Annotated in this window: 7 protein-coding genes; all 7 read right to left on the reverse strand. The window is 71.3% G+C overall.

Going from position 1 to position 18,770, the window contains the following annotated elements; genetic code table 11:
• Positions 1-4 precede the first annotated feature (4 nt).
• From PARN5_RS0116840 to PARN5_RS0116870, 7 genes are read right to left on the reverse strand one after another with little or no spacing between them, the layout of a single operon-like run.
• A complete protein-coding gene (locus tag PARN5_RS0116840; RefSeq protein ID WP_026155519.1) occupies positions 5-7,426 on the reverse strand; it encodes an annexin in 7,422 nt (2,473 codons plus the stop codon).
• Positions 7,423-9,012 carry a hypothetical protein gene (locus PARN5_RS0116845; RefSeq protein WP_026155520.1) on the reverse strand — a complete coding sequence of 530 codons (1,590 nt, stop codon included), beginning with the start codon at positions 9,010-9,012 and terminating at the stop codon, positions 7,423-7,425. Before PARN5_RS0116845 ends, PARN5_RS0116840 begins: the two co-directional genes overlap by 4 nt.
• A gap of 3 nt (positions 9,013-9,015) precedes the next feature.
• Positions 9,016-11,292, reverse strand: coding sequence for a hypothetical protein (locus tag PARN5_RS0116850; protein WP_018000943.1), 2,277 nt, complete (start codon positions 11,290-11,292; stop codon positions 9,016-9,018).
• A gap of 4 nt (positions 11,293-11,296) precedes the next feature.
• Positions 11,297-12,469, reverse strand: a complete 1,173-nt coding sequence (locus PARN5_RS0116855; RefSeq protein WP_018000944.1) for a hypothetical protein — start codon at positions 12,467-12,469, stop codon at positions 11,297-11,299.
• A gap of 4 nt (positions 12,470-12,473) precedes the next feature.
• Positions 12,474-13,787, reverse strand: coding sequence for a hypothetical protein (locus PARN5_RS0116860; RefSeq protein WP_026155521.1), 1,314 nt, complete (start codon positions 13,785-13,787; stop codon positions 12,474-12,476).
• Positions 13,771-16,494 (reverse strand): phage tail protein, encoded by a 2,724-nt coding sequence (locus PARN5_RS0116865; protein WP_157404070.1) that lies wholly within the window; start codon positions 16,492-16,494, stop codon positions 13,771-13,773. Before PARN5_RS0116865 ends, PARN5_RS0116860 begins: the two co-directional genes overlap by 17 nt.
• On the reverse strand, positions 16,491-18,767 hold the full coding sequence (locus PARN5_RS0116870) for a putative baseplate assembly protein (RefSeq protein ID WP_018000946.1): 2,277 nt from the start codon (positions 18,765-18,767) through the stop codon (positions 16,491-16,493). The genes PARN5_RS0116865 and PARN5_RS0116870 overlap by 4 nt, the downstream gene beginning before the upstream one ends.
• Positions 18,768-18,770: the final 3 nt, after the last annotated feature.

An 18,770-nucleotide genomic window follows, 5' to 3' on the forward strand; every position in this document is an offset into this window, starting at 1 on the left:
GTCTTTACCATTCAAGCTTGAAATGGCCTTGCAGCAAGGCCGCGACGATGGCGCGCTGCGAGGTGAGCGTTTCTTTCGTCACCGGGTCCACAATCCCCAGCGGCAGGACATGCGACCGGCCGGTCTTGATGTCGACGATGACGATGGGGTCGGAACTGGTGCCCGGTTCCATCACCATCTTCATGTCGTCGCCCGCGGCCAGCCGGACCGGAATGATGCGCTCGGTGAGGTTGACCCCCTCCTGAAGGAACCTGGCTTCGAATGGTCCAAGCGCCTCGAGGCCGTCGCCCAGCAGATAGGCCCGCTGCCTGGGGTCGGCGCGGAAGATGTCGCGCAGGATCGCCAGTGCCTCGGGGTCGGTCAGCCTCTGCCAGTTGGCCAGCCACGACCGGATCTGGTTGATCGGAGTCTGGCTGCCTGTCAGATCGTCGGGCAGCGAATTCAGCGCGAAGTCCATGACCGCATCGCGAAACACTTCGGGAGACTGATGCGCGGCATCGCGGAGCCTGCCCATGATCGGCGCCGGATCGTCGGCAACATTCAGGAAACCCAGCAGATCATTCACCTCGGGCGCAAGATCGCTGCGCTCGAAGCCGTGCTGCTCGCGCAGCCAGATGCTTTCGAACCTGACCTTTGACCGGAGATGGTCGGGCAGGCGCCGCATCACCTCGTCGAAGACGTTGCGCCTGATGTCGGTGATACCGCCGCCGCCCATGATGACGTCGACGACGACGAAGCGGTAGGCCTCCTGCGTCCCGTCGCCGATGGCGTCCATGATGGCCTTGACCAGATGGGGAGCACGCTGGCCCTGGACGTCCTCGAATCCTTCCGGTTTGGGCTGTTCGAATTCGCTCAGGGGCTTCTTGCGTCCCTTCAGGTCCGGAGCCTTGGGAACCGTCCTGGTCGGGAAGCCGGGTCCAAGCGATTCGATCAGGAACGCGCCGCCACGCTCGACCCCCAGAACCAGGTCGGGTTCGAAATCGCGGATGAACTGGCGCAGTTTTTCCATCGCCTCGATGTTTTGCTGAAGAATGCTGCGTTCGAACATGCCTTCCAGCCTGTCAGAGGTTCCGGGGGCTTCGATTTCGCCCCTGGCGATCCATTTTGTCTCGCGCGATGCGGGCCGCCGGCCATGCAATCCCTCGCTGAACGGCAGGTGCTGGAGCAGGGTCCGGGCCTTCTCGGGGCCTTGTGCGTCCAGCCCTGCAAGCGCGTCGCGCAGGCGCGACGGCACATCGCCGGTCTTGACCCGATCCAGCGACAGTCTTCCGGCCCGGACATCGGCCATGGCCTCGTCCAGGGCCGCGTTGAATTCCTGGATCTTTGCCAGCCTGGCTTGCAGCGCGTCGTAACGGTCGAATTCGGGAATGCCCGCCCGAGAGGCATCCGCATCCACGAACCTGAGCGCCAGATCCGTGTCGGCCATGATCGTGCCAAGAAGGTCGGTCATCTCGTGCATCGTATCGATTTCCGCCTTGCGCCACTCGAAGAGCGCGAGGCTTCGGCCGGCATCGTCGCCAGCCGCGGGTCTTGGCGGGTTGGTTATCCAGTCGAGCGTCTCGTCGAACATGCGCGTGGTCTGCTGCGGGCCCGTGTCCGCGACTTTCGCCATGGTCTCGATGAAACGTGCGACGCGCTCGGGCAGCCGCTCGGCCCGCAGACGGTCCAGATGCTCCTGCCGGCTTTTGGCGCGCGCGTCGAGGTCGGCCGCCCTGGCCTGCAACAGTTCGGCGAATTTCGTGCCCCTCACCTGGTCGACCGCGCTGGCCGCGCGCTGAGCGAATTCCGCGTTGCGTTGCCGCAGGCTGGCCAGGAAATTGACCACCGCCTCCTGATCGGCGTGTCGGGCCATGGCGAAAAGCGTGTCCACCGCCTTGGGATTCACTCGTTCCGGCAGGTCGCCTTTCAGCAATTTCTTGGCTGATTCCTCTGCCTCGGCATCGCCCGCATCTTCGGCCGCGACGAAGCCTCGCCCCTGCTGCGCCGCCAGGCGCGGGTCGGCGAGGATCAGCCGGTGGCGCAGAAGCTGGGCGTCCAGCCAGCGCACCTCGGCCTGTGCCCGCAGGGCCGCATCCGCGGACGAGCCGGCCCTGGCCAGCGCCTCCATGCGCTCGTGGATGATCGCCGGCAGCTTGGCCAGCTCGAGCTGCGCCTCCCATCCGCGCGAGCCGACGGTCAGGCCGGTGGCATTGGCGCGGTGGATCAGGTCGTGCAGGACGCGGCGGACATTGCCCAGGACCCCCATGTATTTCTGCATGGCATGGATCGTCCCGGCGTGCAGCGCCACGTCCAGCGCCGTCGCCCCCGGCCCGACCCGGACATCCACGCCGACGATGCGGTTGCCGATGCGCAGCGGCTCGACATGGACGGAACGGCCCGGCAGGTCGGGGTCGGGGGTGACGAAGGTGCCCTGGCGGATCAGCTCGGGCAGCACCGCCCGCATCGCCTCGACGCGCGGCGCATCCGCGTCCGGGCTGCCCGCGGTGCGCGCCATCTCCGGCCCGGCGTCGGCGGGCCGGCGCGAGGCCGCCTCGGCCGCCTCGACCGAGGCGCGGATTTCCTGCATCAGGCCGCTCTGCTCGATCTCGGCCCTGGCCTTGCGGCCCTGCGGCGAGGCCAGGAAATCGGCCATCGAGGCATCGGGGTTCTCGTGCCGGAACGCCTCGAAATGGTCGCCGATGATCCGGTTCAGCTCGCGCACGCGCCCGATGTTTCCCGGCTCGAACAGCGCGGAATGGCCCATGCGGAACAGCCCGCCGCCCGCCGTCAGCGAGAGATCCAGCGTGCGGCTCATCGCCACCGATTGCAAAAGCCCCATGCCGGTGCCGGTCAGGAAATTGGCGAGCGGATCGCCCTTCCACATATTGTCGTCGGCCATGGTCTGGATGACCGTCGAGGGCAGCGAGGAGGCCGCATCCTCGATCCCCTCGGCGGCGAAGCGGGCGACCGCGCGCTCGACCCCCTCGCGGGTGGGCGCGATGGCGCGACCGGCGCGGGCGACCAGGCCGCTGCCTTCCAGACCGGCCAGCCGCTGCGCCAGGCCCGTCCTGCCGATCCGGCCGGCCAGCGCGGGCAGCCTGGTGCCGCGCACCAGGCTCTTGATCGGGCCAAGGATCTTGGTGCCCATGCCGGCGGTCGCGGCCGACATCGCCGCATCGACCACGCCGACCGCCGCGTCGATGGCGAAGTCCTGCGTGCCATAGGCGCCGCCCTTGATCAGCAGTTTCGTCGCCATCGTCGCGACGGTGGCATAGAGCGAGGCGAGCACCGCCACCATGATCGGGCCCGCGGTGCCGGCCGTCGCCACGGTGATCAGCGCCGCCACCACCAGCCCGACGACGATCCCGACGATCTGGGAGGCCATGTCGGTGACGCTGTCGATGCGGCGCCGGTGGTCCTCGACCGCCGCCTGCACCCGCTCGACGCGGAAGTCGAGTTCCTCGCCCAGCTGCGCGCGCTCTTCGCGGGCCTCGTCGGTGTCGGGCCAGTCGGTGCGCAGCAGGCCTGCCTTGAGCTCTTGCAGGCGGCCGAGCTCGGACTGCATCCATGCCGCCTCGTGACCCGCCGCGGCGCCGCCCAGGACGCCGGTCAGCTGGTTCGCCTCGCGGTCGACCCGCCGCTCTTCCTGGGCGATGGCCTCCAGCGCGCTGGTCGGCTTGCCATGGTCGTACATATCGAGCACGTCCGACAGGTCGCGGCCGTCCAGTTCGTCGATCAGCATGGCGCGGAACTTCTGGCCGGGATGCCGCTTTTCCCATTGCGCGGCCAGCACGTCCAGCTCGGCCTTGGTCATGCTGCCGACCACGCGGCGCACCGCCTCCTCGTCGGTGCCGGCGGTGCGGGTGGCGTATTCGATCTCTTGCAGGGGGTCCAGCCGGCCGCCCTGTTCCAGCATGTTGCGGGCCTTGTTGCGGTCCTCGCCCGACATATTGACTTCGACGACATATTCCAGCGGCCAGAAATACTTGTCCTGATAGACCTGCTTCAGGCTGTCCATCGACAGGCGGCTGTCCTGCTGGGCGCCGTCCTGGATCTCTTTCTCCATCTGGCGTTCCAGCGCCATGCGCTGACGCGAGATCTCTTCCTCGCTGACGCCGGACTTATGGCGCAGATCGTCCACCAGCCGCCGCACCCGCATGTTGCGCGCCGGTCCCTCGTCCAGCCGCCGCGCCTCCAGCGCGCGTTCGTATTGCGACCGCAAGACCCCGTTGATCCGGTCGTCCGAGGCATAGAAGCCGGTGCGCTCGATCTCGATCCGGGCGGCGTCGGCCTTGATCAGGTCGTTGTCCTGCAGCGCATTGGCAAGATCCAGCTCGGCCCCGCTCAGCTCGGACCTGAAGGCGCGGCGCAGCACGGTGGTGCCTTCCAGGCCGGGGGCGTTGTATTGCTCGACATCGGCGTAGCGCTCGCCGAATTTCTTCTCGATCAGCGCCAGGCGCCGGCGGACCTCGGCCTCCATCTCCTCCGAGGTCCAGTTCTGCCCCTTCGCCATGGCCAGAACCTCGGTCCGCACCCGGTTCTGCACCTCCTCGATGCGCTTCTCGTCGGTGCCGGTGCTGATGATGCCGCCGCGCATCGCCTCGTCGAATTCGATGGCATCGGCCAGTTCGTTGTCGCCCGCCAGCAGCGCGTTCGCCTGGGCGATCTCGTTGCCGTCCGACAGGTCGTCCTTCAGGTCCGCGTCCAGCGTGACGCCATACATGCGCAGGTATTCGGCGCGGATCGCCTCGCGCTCGGCCTCGGATTTGTTGCGCAGGGTGCGCATGATCGTCGCTTCGTCAGTGCCAAGGCCCGCCATGGCGTCGTGCAGCGCGATGGCGTCGGCTTTGGCCTGCTTGCCTTCCAGCTCGGCCATGGCCTGGTCCAGCTCTTCGCCGCCCATCTCGCTTTCCAGGTCGCTGTCGAGATCGCTGTCGAAGATGGCGCGATACATCTTGCGCACCACCGCGCCCTGCAGCGCGGTCATCGAGCGCAGGCTGTCATAGATGCGCTGCTCGTCCGTGCCCCATTGATCCATCGCCGCATGGACGTTCTGCGCGATCCGCGCCGCATCGAAGCCCGCGCCCTGCGTGCGCGCGACATCGTTCAGCTTGTTGGCCGTGGCATGGTCCCCGCCCGAGACCGGCATCGCGATCAGCGCGGCCTCGAATGTCTCGTTCGCGCCGGCCTGGTGGTCGCGGGTCAGGTTGTCGCTCAGCCGGTCGGCGGCGAAGTCCAGCGGATGCTTGCCCTTGGCCTTGTTGTAGAATGTCCCGAAGGCCGCCTTCTGGGCGTCGGTCATCTGGTTGATCTGCTGGGCGGTGTTCTGATCGACCTCCTTGGCCAGCGCCTTGGCGGCCAGCTCGGCCCCCAGCAGGTCGTCGGCAATGGCCTTGGCGTTCTCGCGGCCGCGCCGCACGCGCCATTGCTCGTTGACGTCCTTGGCCTGGCTCAGCCAGCGCCGGATGCGGGCGACGAAACGCTCCCACCAGCTCTTGCCGGCCAGGATCTTGTCCTCGGCCCATTGCCGCGCGGCCTCGATCCCGGCCGAGCCCGCGCCTTCGATCGCCTTGCGATTGCTGTCGGTGGTGGCGGCGGCAAGCGCCAGGGCCTTGCGGAAATGCTCGGTCGCGGCCTGGATCTGCTGGTCCGACCACAGCCGGATCTGCACCGACACGTCGGCCAGGGCCTGTTCGCGCGGCTTGTCGGCCGGGTTGCGCGCGGCGCGCGGCGGTGCCGGCGTCATCACCTGGTAGATTTCGCGTTGCGCCAGCGTGCGATAGGCGTCCTGCTGCTCACCCCGCGCCGTGGTCAGCTCGGCCTGCCGCTTGTCGCCGGCGCGCTGGTAATGGGTGATCTGCGTGGTGACATGCTCGCGGAACCAGGCGACGATCCGGTCGCGGCGGGCATGGACCACGCCGGGGTCGTTCTCGCCCGCGACGGCGGTCTGGCGGCGCAGCGTCTCCTCCTCGGCCGCCTCGGCCGCGCCGGCGATGGCGTCCGAGGTCTTCTGCCCCTCCTCGGTGACGGTCTTCTTCGCCTCGCCGGCCTGCGTGTTGACGGTGTCGGCGGCCTTGGTCTTGGCGTCTTCAAGTTCCTTGCGGCGCTTGGCGACCATCTCGTCAAGCTCGGCGCCGCTGATCCCGGCGGCATCGGCGATATCCTTGAGGTCGCCGGTCAGGGCGGTTTCGAGCCCGTCCAGCATCTCGGCGCCGATATCGGGAAAGTTCTTGAACAGCGCCTCGCGGGCAAAGGCGTTCTTGCGCAGGCGGACAAGAATGTCGGTGGCGGAGGCACGGGTGTTCGCCATCAGCCGCGCGACCAGTTCGCCGATCCGGGCGCGGTTCTCGGGCGTGGTGCCCTCGGCCTTGAACGGGCCGATATCGGGCGCGATGACCGCCGGGCCGCGCCCCTTGCGGTCGGGCGCGTCGCCGGTGCGGGTCAGCGTTTCCAGCGCGATCCGCACGCGCCGCTGTTCCGGCGTCTCCTTCTGGTTCCTGACGTCCTCGGCCGAGGCGCCCGGCGGAAGCTGGGCCAGCGTCCTGGCCGCGGGGGTGATGAGAACCTGGAACAGGTCGGGATCGACCGGGCGGACGCCCAGCGGCGGCACGGTGCCGCCGATCTTCTGCCCCTCAACCTCGCGTTCGGGCGAGGCGTTCAGCGCAATCGACTGCTGGTCCGGCAGGTGCTTGCCCGAGGCGGCGAGCACCTTTTGCGTGTGCTCGGGAACCGGGTTCGGCGGCGGCGGGGCGGGCGGGGTGGTGTCGATCTCGGGCGGCTTCGGCACGGTCTCGACGGCGTCCCTGGTCATGCCATCGCGCGCCGCCGCATGGCGCTTTTGCGCCCCGGCCCCGAGTTTTGCCAGCCGGGCCGAGCCCTCCGGCGGCACCTTGACGTCGGGCGGCGGGATCGCGGCGCCGGTGGCGCGGACCTGCCCCTGCCAGCGCCGGACGATGGCGCCGGGCGACGGCCCCCCGGCTTCGCCCGATGCGGGGGCGGGCGGCACGCCCGCGGGTTTCGGCGCGGCCTCGGGCGGAGCGGTCGGCGGCGCGGCCTCGGGCAGGGGCGTTCCGCCTTGGGGGAATGCGGGCATCGGCACCGGCCCGGTCGCCCGTGGCCTGTCCTCGCCCTTCAGCAGCGCCGCGTCCGAGCCGCCGGGCAGCGCGGCGGGCGGGCGCGGCGTGCCTGTCAGGTCGGTGGCTGTATCGGTGACGTCCCCGGTCGGCGGCGGCACCGCCGGCGGCGGCGCTGCGGGCGGGTCGCGCTGGCCCGCGGCCGAGCCGCGGCCGGTGGCTTCGAGCATGTCCAGCAGGATGATCGACAGTTCGGTCCAGCGATCCTCCTCCGGCATGAGGGTGGAGGTGCCGCGCGGCGCAGGCGTCTGGCGGCGCGGCGCCGGGGCGGGCGGCAGCGTCCTGGTTGCAGGCGGGGCGAAGCTGCGGGTCATCCTGCCCAGTCCTCCTCGGCCGAGCCGAACTCGACGACCAGCCGCTTGTCGAGCCAGGGCAGCAGGCCGGGATCGGCGTCCAGCCCGGCGCGGCGGATGTCGAAATCGACCGCCTCGGGCGGCAGGCGGACCCGGATCAGGCGGGATCCGACTTCGACTTCGCCCGCGATGCCCAGAAGCTCCGTCAAGGCCGGTGCATCGAGCGGCCGGCCGATCAGGCTCTCCAGCGTGGCGATCAGCACCGCCGCGCCCCATTCGGGCAGGTGCCAGGCGCCGCCTTCGGCCAGGGCGGCGCGGCATGTCTCGATCCAGGGGGCCAGTTCGGCACCGGTCAATGCGCGGGCGGCGGCGGTGACGGTCGCGCAGAATTCGCGCCGCGCCCAGTCCGGGACCGGGCCGAGCGGCGCGGGGCGGCGCGGAAATTCGTGCGTGAGCGCGGCCGAGGCCGGATCGTCCGGCGCCCCGCTGATGGTGGCGAGCATGGCCGACAGGGCCGCGCCCTCGGCCACGCCGATGCGCCACAGCGCCTCGGGCATGCCAAGGCGCATCGCGAGGGTCACGAGATAGACGAGGCCGCCCCAGCCGGTCGGCAGGGCGGCGGAGGGCGCCTCCGTTTCGGTGCGGGCCCGCTCGGGCAGCGGCGCGCTGTCCCCGTTGGGGATGGTCCGGCGGGCCAGGACCGTTTCCTCGGCGTGCGGGGCCGCAGGTGTCGCAGGCCGGCGCGGGACAGGAACCTCCACGGCCCGCGCGGCTGGATGGGTGGCGGTGGATGGCTCAAGGCTCGGGTCGGGATGCGGTGCGCTGGCGGGCGGGGCGGCCGGGCTCGGCGCATGGTCGTCGGATTGCCGCTGCGACGGCAACTCGTCGCGCCAAGGCCGCGTGGGATCGGCCTGTTCGGACGGCTGCTGATACGCGGGCGGATCCTGCGCGGACCTGGGTTCGGCCCGATGTTCCGGCTGCGGCCTGCCTGCCCGTTCCACGACAGCCAGGATCTTGGCCCGGATGGCCGGCGGCAGGGCGGTGGCGAAACGGGCGGCGAGCGTATGCAGAACGGGCGGCGGCAAGGCCGAAATCACCTCGTCCAAGACGCCCGCTTCGGCACAGTGGCCCAGCGTTTCGGCCACCACCTCGGCGGGTTCATCCAGCAGTTTCCCGGCCAGGGCGGGCAGGGTGTCGATGTGACCCTCGGGGCCCGGCGCGTGTCGCAGCGCGGCGATCAGCGCCGCGCCGTGCCGGGCGCCCGGCGTCGGCCAGATCCGCACCTCGGCCTCGGCGGGCGGCGGGTCCGCGCGCGGCTGTGCGACGACGGCAATGTCGCGGATATGCGCGGCGAGATCCTGGCCGATCTGCCGCGCGAGCTCGGCGGCATCGCGGACCTCGGGGCCGATGCGCAGGCGCAGCCTCAGGTTGCGAATGCGGATGACGGCCGCCTCGCCATAGGCGGCGTCGAGTTCGCCCGTCAGGGCGGCCAGCACGGCGGGCAGGAACTGCCGTTCGACGACCTCCCGGACCGCACCCGCGCGGGGCTGCGCGCCGTCGGGAAGACGCAGCGAAAGCGCAAGCGAGCCGACGGTCAGCGCGCCCATGGCCTAGCGCCGTTCGGCGACCCTGCCGGCGATCTCCCTGATCGCCGCGGTGCTGACGCCGCGCCCGCGCAGGTGCTCGTTCAGCGCCCTGCGGATGGCCGAGGTGGTCGCGGCTTCGCGGAGGTCGGCGCGGGTGAAGGGTTCGTCGTCGGCACGCTCGCCGGCAACGGCCGTCACGGCATCGCCTACCGCCTCGAGCGTGCGCAGCGCGACCGTATAGACCAGGCCCACGGCCTTGTCGGCGGCGGCCGCGTCCTCGGGGCTTTCGTCCTCGGTGAATTCGGCCCGGACCCGCTCGGCCAGCGCCTCGGGATCGCGGCCGAAAAGGTCGTCCACCGTGGCGACCTGGGCGCGGCCAAGCGCGGCGAGCGTGGCGTCGAACAGCGCGGCATCGCCCAGCGGCTTCAGCTCCGCCAGCGGCAACCTGGCCCGGATCTCGCGCATCATGTCGATGGCCGGCGCCCGGGCCATGATCCGCGTCGTATCGAGCCGCGCCTCGAGATGGCGGCTGATCTGCGCCGAGAAGGCCGGCGCGGGCGCGGGGGGCGCCGGGGTCAGGGGCGTGCCGTCCAGGGGCTGGAACCTGTCCATGACGCCGCCGGGCGCCAGCAGGGCCTTCAGGGAAAGCACCTCTCCGCCGCCGACGCGAAGTTCGTTGCCGGTCCAGAGCGCCGCCTGGATCGCCTTCATCTCGGCCGGGTCGAGCGCGCGGTCCGGGGTCCGCGCCACGCAGCAGATCCAGCCCGCCAGCCGCGTCGCCATGACGTCCAGCGGCGCGATGCCGAAAAGCCCGGTCCAATGCGTCAGCAGCGGCCCGGTCAGGACATGGCGGCGGCAGCTCCATTCGTCGAAGCACAGGATGCGGCCCTTGCGCGAAAGGGTGACGCGGCCAAGATGGATGCCGTGATGGTCGTCGCAGCAGCGCGGGCCGCGATAGTTGAACTCGCGGCACCACTCCTCGAAGAGCTGGCGCAGGCAGCGTTCGGCCTGCGCGGCCTTGGGGTCGGTGAGGTCGATCCGCCACAGGATGCGCCAAGCCAGCCAGGACACCAGCGCGGCGATGGCGGCGCGGGTGCGGTCCGGCTCGTCCGGCGGGTCGGTGCAGGGCGCGGTCCCGGTCAGCCCGCGGAACCAGCCCCAGATCGCGGCCAGAAGCAGCGTGCGCGCCGCGCAGGCCGGATCAAGCCCGAAGGCCCAGTGCCGCATCAGCGTGCCGCAGTCGGCGACCCGCACCGGCCCGCGGACGGCCTCGACCCGCGCCGAGACGGCGATGGCGTTCCCGCCGGTCGCCGCGATATGGTAGTCGAGCGCGTAGGATGCGCCACCGGCAAGCGGCGCCAGATCGACGGTCAGGCGGCGGTCCATGCGGCCGTTCTGCGCCAGGTCGCTTTCGGACAGCCTGACCTCCATCAGCGTCTCGATCCGCGTTTCCATGCCGGCCTCGTCGCGGACCTTGAAGAATCCATAGCCCAGGGGCGGCGTCAGCGTGATGTCGATGCTGCGGGCGGCGGCATTCTGGAAGGTGATGTCGGTCGGCCGTCCGGCGATGCTCGCGATCCTGTCGCGCCGGTTTTCCAGCGCATTGCCGCCGGCGTCGCGCAACCGAACCTCGATCATCACCGATGGCGGCCCCGACCCCGCCAGTTCCGCTTGCGCGGGCGCCGCCTGTCCGGCCGCGGCCAGCATCTCGCGCAGCTGGCCGATCCGGGCACAGAAGCGCTCGACGGCGCCGGGCTCGGACGGGCAGGGCGGCGGCACCAGGCGCAGCCGCACCGTCTCGCGCATGGCGCCATGGCGGCAGCCGCCGGGCAGTGTCGCGCAGGGGTCTTCGAACACCCGGCGGGAATCCTCGGGGCATTCGACATATTCCAGCATCAGGCAGGCCTCGACCGGCCCGTCGGGACGTTCGCAGGGATCCTCGCAAGGGCCGGTGCCGGCCTTGAGGATCGCGCGGAAGTCCTCGCTGCAAATGTCGACCAACTCGCGCTCGCCGACGGTTGCCGGGCATTCGACGACCAGATCGTCGCCGCAGCAGCTGAGCCCGTAGCCCGGGCAGAGGGTGAAGGCGCGCGCCTTGGCGTCCCAATGCACCGACAGGCCCCAGACCACGCCGCTGCCCAAGGCGCGGTTGGTCAGCCGGCGCTTCATCTGCCAATAGGATTGCTCGCGCTTCATGTCGCGTTCGGACAGCACCATGCCGTCATAGAACTCGGTCCGGCTGAGCCCGCCCGGAAGCGCACCGGGAACGCAGGGCGCAAAGATATGCTTGGTTCCGGTCATGGTCTCACTCCCCTACGGCAAAGTTGCAGTGGCAGGATTCGACGGGCCGGGGCGGGCAGCAGGGGGCGCACGGCTCGGGTGGCGGGCAGATCGCGTCCGGCAGGCAGGCAAGGAACGAACAGAGGAAATCCTCGAGGCATTCGCGCAGGTCGATGTCCTGGCCTTCCTCGCGGTCGCAAAGCTCGTCGCCCACGCAGCGCAGGAAGTCGCAGAACGAGCTCTTGAGGCAGTCGCGGATGCGCCAGCGCGTCTCGCATGAGATGGTCAGGATGCTGACGCAGCGCCCGTCGTCGTCATAGCGCGCGGGCGGGAAGCTGCGGGCGTCATGGCCACCGCAGCCGCAGGGGGCCGTGCCGCCGCAGCCGCAGCCGCAGCCCTGGTGCTGTGACGCGGGCGCGGCGCGGGACTGCGGGGCAGCGCCGGTCCTGGACAAGGCCCGGTTTTCGGACAGCGGGCTGGACGCGGAAAGCATGCGCGTTTCGGCCGGCACGATCGAGCCCGGGTCGCGGGACGAGGCCAGCATCGCCAGCCGGGGCGGGTTCAGACTGCGCTGACGCATGGCGTATCTCCTGATGTCCGAGGCGGTCTGCGGGGCCGCGATATATTCGTATTCGCCGGGTGCCTTGGCGACGAAGGCGACGGTCTGGCTGGCGGGGATGGTGACGACGGGAGGCTCGGGCACGGGCGGCTCCTGCGAGGCTTCCCACCGCCGCCAGACGGCCGCGGCCGCCGCGGCCAGCGCCAGGAAATGCACCATATGCGGCGGCTGCATGACGCCGTCGGCGTTATAGGCCCGATAGACCGGCGCGCCGTCATAGACCGGATGGGTGATCGAACTGATCTCGAGCGATTCAAGAACGCCCTTGGTGAAGGCCTTGCGCAGGACGCCGGCCTCGCCGCGGGAAAACCCGAGCTTCTCCAGCCCCTGGCTGTCGCTGTCGCGGTCCTGTTCCGCCCGGCGCGTGGTGCCGGAATAAAGCTCCAGCAGCGGGATGGTGCCGCGCAACCCGACCAGCGCGGTCGTGCCGCCCAGCGATGCGCCGGCCAGCGCGACCTTGCCCAGGGTCTTCAGCATGTCCAGGCCGGAATCCATCCGGGCCTCGGCCTTCTGCCGCTCGGCCGCGGCGGCGGGATCGGGTGCGCCGTCCTGGTTGCGGATATGTCCTGTCTCGGCCATGGCGTCACCCTCCCAACGGATGCATGGTCAGCGCGTCGTCCGGGTTTTCCTGCCGAAGGCAGAAGCGCCAGGACAGGTGGCGCGGGCGCAGCCGCCGCAACAGCGCATCGGCCACCGGATCGGCGTCTTCGCGGGCAAAGAGCTGGTAGCGGCCGCCCGCGGCCAGGAAGCTGCTGGCGACGGCGATATAGATCGCCGGGCCGTCGAGATGCGCCTCGCCCAGGATCTTCTCGGAATAGCTCGCCTTGACCGCCTCGCCCGCCGGATGCAGCCAGCCGTCCCCGGTCAGCTGGCGCAGGCCGAAGCTGGCTTCGTCGTCCAGGGTCTTGGCGTCGATCTTGCCGCTGAGATGCAGGGCGAATTGATGGCGCTGCTCGTCGAGCCTGCGGAAGCTGATCGCGGTGATCTCGGGCCCGCCCAGGTCGGGATCGACCTCGGCGATGACGCCGGCCAGAAGATACTGGATCACCTCGGTCGACAGCAGCACCTGCGAGGCGCAGCCATAGTCGATCTCGTCGATGGCGACGACCTCCTCGGGCTGCTCTGCCTTGACGGTGACGTGGAAGCAGCCGAGGTTCAGCCATTCCGCGTCGCCGCCGGGACAGCGCTCGCGGATCGGCGGGGCCAGCGCGGCCAGCAGGCCGGTGGCGCCGCCGGTCGTGCCGACGGCCGCGTCGATCACCTCGGCGGCGGGGAAAAGCCGGTGCCGGGCCAGCGTCTTCGCCTCGTCGGCGAAGATCAGGCGCAGTTCGAATTCCTCGGTGACGCGGCCGAATTCGGCTTGCTGCCCGCAGGGATCGGCGCCGCCGCAAGACCCCGAGCCGCCGCAGCCGCAGCCGCAGTCATCATGGCCGCCGCAGGGATCGGGCGGCACCGGCTCCGGGGCGCCGCCGCATTCGGCATGGCGCATGACGACGCAGAGCCCGACCCGGTTCGTCTCGTCCGGCTTGCAGGGATTGCCGTCCTGGTCGCGGAACCTGTAGGCTTGCTGGCGGAACCAGGCGGCGACATCGACGCATTGGTCGAAGCCGACCAGGATCTCGCGCCCGCAGGCATCGACGGCCGCGCCGCGGCCGATGCGCAGGATGGTGCCCTCGGGCGCCAGCACCGACAGCTTTAGCCCGCAAAGGATGCCCGCCCCGTGCAGCCTGGCGTGGTGGAAGCGCATCTTGCCGGCGTGGTATCGCTGCTCGTCGACATAATCGGCCAGCCGCATCTCCTTGCCGTGGAAATAGTTCACCCGGAAGAAGCCGGCGGGAAGGTCGCAATGCCCCTCGCCGCAGTCCTGCGTCCGGTTCAGGTCACGCCACTTGGACATCTGCGCCTCCTTGCGGTCGGTATTCGGTCACGCGCCCGCCGCCCAGCCTGCCGCCCAGCCGGAAACCGCCGCCGGCAAGATTGCCGGGCTGCGGACGGTCGCCGGGCGGCGCGTCGGGGTCGCAGGTGCAGGGTCTGCTCCGGCCGGGGCCGGGAATGACGATGGAGCCGACGGTCGCGCCCATGCCGATGCGCGGGGCGCTGTCGCCGCCAATCGCAAGCGTGTATTCGGTATGCGCGGGCTTCATGTCGTCGATGATCTTGCGCACCGCCGACAGCTCGGTCCGGCGGTCCGCCCGCCCGGGCAGGGTGACGCTGACCGAAAAGCGGTGCGCCAGCGGCGCGGCTGCGACCACGCCCAGCGGTGCCACCCCCAGCGCGCCGCGCGCGCCCAGTTGGATCGGCTCGGGCGGGCGGTTGCGGAACGCCTCGACGATGCCAACGGCGCTGCCGGTATAGATCTCCAGGTAGCGGCGCAGCGCGGCGGGCGTGCCGCGGCCGGCCTGAAGGCTTGCGCCCTCGATGACCAGCCGGCGGCGGCGCTCGATGGGCCAGGAGGGGTCGAAGGCCAGGTCGAGCCAGCCCGCGACGAAGGCCAGCCAGTCGGCATCGGCGGCGCGCGGGTTCAGCAGGCGCGAGAGGCTTTCGAAGGCGGCCTCGGCCTCGGTGAACTGGTCCTCGAAGAGCGACAGGAACCGCTCCAGGAAATTGCCGCCGGGCGGTTCGGCCTGCGCGTCGCGTTGGGCGAAAAGCGGCGGCAGCCAGGCCAGCAGGCTGTAGCGCGGCGCGCTGATGCGCAGCGCGCGGATCACCGGCGTCGCGGTCGCCACGGTCGGCGGACCGACCCGGCCCGGTGGCGGCAACCCGCGGCCGGTCATCCGCAGGCGCAGCCACAGGTAGCGGCCGCGATCCGTCGCCGCCGGTTCGTGGAAAAGCGCGTTGGTCCAGTTGGCCGCGGTGACATTGCCCTCCAGCGGCCCGGACAGGAACAGCGTGCCGGTCGCGGCATCGGCCCAGGCGGCGGCGGCGGTCGCCGCGCCATCCTCCGAAATGACCGAGACCGTCGCGCCCGGCGGCAGCGGCCCGCCGATGGGCAGGGCTTCGCGCAGCACCAGCCGGCCGGGCGTGGCCGCAAGGCTGACGGTCGCGGTCGAAAAATCGCCGGCGACGGGCGCGGTCAGGGTGACCTGCACATCCTCGTCCAGCGGCTCGACCAGCTCGATCCGGGCCCGGCCCTCGCCATCCCTTGCCTCGATGACATCGCCGGCGCCGAGGACGGCGGCAAGCGCGGGCGGAAGCGCCAGCGTGCCGGGCTTGCCGTCGGTGCGCGACGGCAGCAGGGCGGGCGCGGCGGGAGACAGGAACGACAGGTCGAGCGGGCCGTAGGGCAGGGCGAGGCCGTCCCGCTCGATCAGCGCCAGCGACGGCGGCGCGGCGAGCAGGGCGGCGTTGCCGGTCGCGGCCGCGGTCCAGGTGGCGGCGGCGACGGCGGCGACCTCGGCGATGGCCTCGCCGCCGGCCGGAGTGGTCAGGCGCAGCCTGTCGCCGGCGCGCAGCCGGGCCGCCGCGGCGCGCGGCAGGCTCAGCGTGGCGGCATTCACCGGCCCGCTGCCCGCGAGGCTGGCGATCACCGGCAGGTCGCGGACCATGCGCCCCAGCCGCCAGAGGGACCAGAGTGTCCGGTCCGAAAGCACCAGCCGGTCCAGCGCCTTGCCGCGCGCATCGGCCAGCGCGCGCGGCATCGGGATCGGCCGTTCGGGCGCCCAGGCGCGCAAGGGCGTCTCGGATTCATTCGCGGCAAAGGTCTGGACCTCGATCGCGCAGCCGGGCGGGGTGTCGGCGTCGATCTCGATCCGGTGCCAGGCAAGGTCGTAGATGCCGCCGTCGATCGGCCCGAGGATCAGCTCGGCCTCGGCCATGGTCCGGCGCGGGGTGGGGGACCAGCCGGCGGGCAAACCGGCCTCGTCGAACCAGCCGAGCGCCGGCAGCGCGGCGCCGTCGCGGGTCATGTGCCAGAGCATCGGGCGCAAGGGATCGAAGACGGCCAGCGTGCCGTCGGCCAGCACCGTCACCGCCAGCGGCCGCGGCGGCGGCTCGGCGGGCCAGGGCGTGTTCGTGGTCGGGTCCAGCGTGGCGAGCTCCAGCACGCCGCAGGGCTGGAAGCGCCGGGAAAAGACGTGGATCATCCTTGTCCCGGCGTCCGAGACGTAAATGCTGCTGTCCGGCGCGATGGCGGCAATGGTCGGAAGCCGCAGCCCGGCGTCCAGGATCGCGACGACCGCGCCCGAGGCCGGGTCGATCACCTGCACCCGCGCATTGCCGGGATCGGCGACATAAAGCCACCCGCGCGCGTCGAAGGCGAGGCCGGCCGGGGTGCGGAAGCGGCCGGACGATGTGCCCTCGCCGCCAAAGCCGGGGGGCAGGCCGAAGTCATCGTCGCAGGGCCCCTTGCGCAGAACCCGCCCGCTCGCCGGGTCCGAGCGGTAGAGGGCCCCGTCCGGCCCCGCGACCGGCGCAAGCGGCAACCAGTCGGCGGCGAGTTCCGGCCGTGCCAGCGGTGCCAGCGCCAGACCGCCGCGCGCCGGATCCCAGGCCGCGCCCCGGCCCTGGGCCGCCGCCCAGTCCTGCGGATAGCGCAGCATGGCCCAGAAACTGCCGTTCGGATCGAGGCCGGGGCGCAGGCGGCGGGCAAGAGGGGATGCGGTCATGGCGCCCCCACCACGGTGACAAGCAGCCCGTCGGGATCGACGAAGACGCATTCGTCGGGCATCAGCATGATGCGGTCGGTGTCGGTCTCGACCCCGGGGCGCGGGCAATTGGTGATCCGCACCTTCTGGCGCCGCTCGGCCCGCCAGGACAGCGCCCGCGCGGCGCCCGCGGGCGTGTTGCCGTCGGCATAGCCGTCCAGCCCCTCGACCCGGGCGATGCCGGGCACCGCCATCACCTCGGCCACCAGGTCGGCGTGATGCAGCCGCGCCCCGAAGGGAAAGCCGGTCCCGTCCGGTCCCCCGGTCAGGACGTGAAAGCGCCTGCGCAGCCGGTCCATGACGGCCTCGCGCAGCACGGTTTCGGCATAGCCCGGCAGGGCCAGCACGGTGATCGCCATGTCGAAAAGCCGGACATATTGCGGCCCGCCGACATGCAGCTCGGTGGTGATCAAGCGCAGCCCGTCGAGATGGGCGGCGATGGCCGAAAGCTCGCCCTCGGTCGGCATCGGATAGGGGCCAGGCCGGTCGGGGACGGCGATCACGGTCAGGGCGCCGGGCGTCTCGGTCTCGAAGTCGATGCCCGAGGCGGCCAGCCCGTCGACCTGATGGCCAAGCGGATAGGGCAGGTGGCGCGCGACGACCTCGGCCCGGGCGACATCGACGCCGGGCGATTCCAGCGCCGCCTCGCGGAAGTCGGCGGCGGTGACGGCGCGGCCGCGGCGGCGAAAGGCGGCGGGGGCGCGGCGCTTGGCTTCCTCGACGGTCTCGGCGGCATGGCCGCCGCGCGCGGGCGTGACGTTGAAGGCGCTGTCCAGCGCGGGCGGCAGGGCGTCGGGACGCGCCACCGCGCCGGTGTCGACATTGCCGTCCGGCCCGCCGCCGTAGCGATAGCGCTCCGCCGCCATCACCTCGGTCGCGAAGGGCGGCCGCCCGGCCTGGCCGTCGCCGTAAAGCACCAGACCGGCCTCGGCATCCAGCACATAGACCGGGTCGTTCGGCCCGGCCGCGTCGAAATCGGACACCCGCCGCCAGGGCAGGTATTCCGGCGAGCGGTTCGGGTCGCGGCTGACCAGCCGCAGGCTGTCCGCGTCGAGGTTCTGGTTCGCCAGCGTCATCACCTGCGCCGAAAGCCCGGTGCCGCGGCCCAGCCGCTCACCGATGACGGTTTGCAGGTTCGTCGCCGTCATGGTGTTGAAGCCCAGCGCGCGGACGCGGACCTTGGGCGGCAGCGCGAAGGTGACGCGGATCCAGCCGCTGACCGGCACCTCGGCCGGCGTGCCGGCGACCGGGGTCTTGATCTGGTCGACCAGCGGGTGCGGCATGTCGGCTTCGACATCGACCCAGGCATCGGCGGGGACCGGGCCGATCCGTTCCGGCACGTCGAAGCGGATCGTGCCCGAGCGGGTCCAGCCGTCGGTGTCGTCCGAGAGGATGGTCAGCGGCTGCCAGCTTCCCGCCGTCTCGCCGATCGCCGGCGGGCGGTAATAGTCATAGCGCGCCAGCGGCGGCCCAGCGGAAAATGCATTGGCGATGGTCAGGGGGGTGCCGCCCGCCTTGACCTGCGAATCCGGGTCGGGCTCTTCATCGCCGTCCAGTTGCAGATGCAGGCTGGCCCGCGCGCCCAGGAAACCGGCCGAGCGGATCTGGTTGAAGGCGAGGCCCAGGCAAAGCGCGCGATGCGTCTCTTCCTCGGGCCTGAGGAACAGGCCTACGGGTTGCAGCGGCATGTCCTTCGGCTTGGGCTTCTTGCCGTCCCAGGCCAGCGAGAAACGCTCGTCGACATAGGCCACCGGGTCGGCGTTCTGGGCGCTGGGGCCGTCGTCGCCGGGGCCGTTGATGTCCAGAAGCTCGTCCCGCACCGTCACCAGCGCGGCCAGCTGCGCCGGCAGGACATCAAGGTCGCGGTCGGTCTCGAACACCGGGGCCGCGCCGCCCGGGCCCTTGCCGTTGATCCGGCTGCCGGCCGGGACCAGCACGCCCTGCGCCCCGCCGGGCTTGGCGAGCGTGAAGGCGATGCGGGTCCGCGCGGCCCGAGCCGGGGCCAGGGTCACGCCGACCAGCTTCAGGAACTCGACATAGGTCTTTTCCGGCACCCGGTTCAGGCGATAGCCCAGCTGTTCGGCGAGATGCGCGAACAGCTGGATCATGGCGATGCCGGGGTCCGAGGCGTTGTGGTCGGTCCATTCCGGCGCGACGATGGGGATGCGCTCGCGCAGCATCGGCTCGACACTGGCGAAGGTCAGGTCTGCGACGATGGGAGGGGTCAGCGGCATGGC

This window comes from Paracoccus sp. N5, assembly GCF_000371965.1.
Classification (GTDB): domain Bacteria; phylum Pseudomonadota; class Alphaproteobacteria; order Rhodobacterales; family Rhodobacteraceae; genus Paracoccus.

Coding starts and splice junctions, on each gene's coding strand:
- PARN5_RS0116840 (WP_026155519.1), bottom strand. CDS start 7,426: ATGACCCGCAGCTTCGCCCCGCCTGCAACCAGGACGCTGCCGCCCGCC.
- PARN5_RS0116845 (WP_026155520.1), bottom strand. CDS start 9,012: ATGGGCGCGCTGACCGTCGGCTCGCTTGCGCTTTCGCTGCGTCTTCCC.
- PARN5_RS0116850 (WP_018000943.1), bottom strand. CDS start 11,292: ATGACCGGAACCAAGCATATCTTTGCGCCCTGCGTTCCCGGTGCGCTT.
- PARN5_RS0116855 (WP_018000944.1), bottom strand. CDS start 12,469: ATGGCCGAGACAGGACATATCCGCAACCAGGACGGCGCACCCGATCCC.
- PARN5_RS0116860 (WP_026155521.1), bottom strand. CDS start 13,787: ATGTCCAAGTGGCGTGACCTGAACCGGACGCAGGACTGCGGCGAGGGG.
- PARN5_RS0116865 (WP_157404070.1), bottom strand. CDS start 16,494: ATGACCGCATCCCCTCTTGCCCGCCGCCTGCGCCCCGGCCTCGATCCG.
- PARN5_RS0116870 (WP_018000946.1), bottom strand. CDS start 18,767: ATGCCGCTGACCCCTCCCATCGTCGCAGACCTGACCTTCGCCAGTGTC.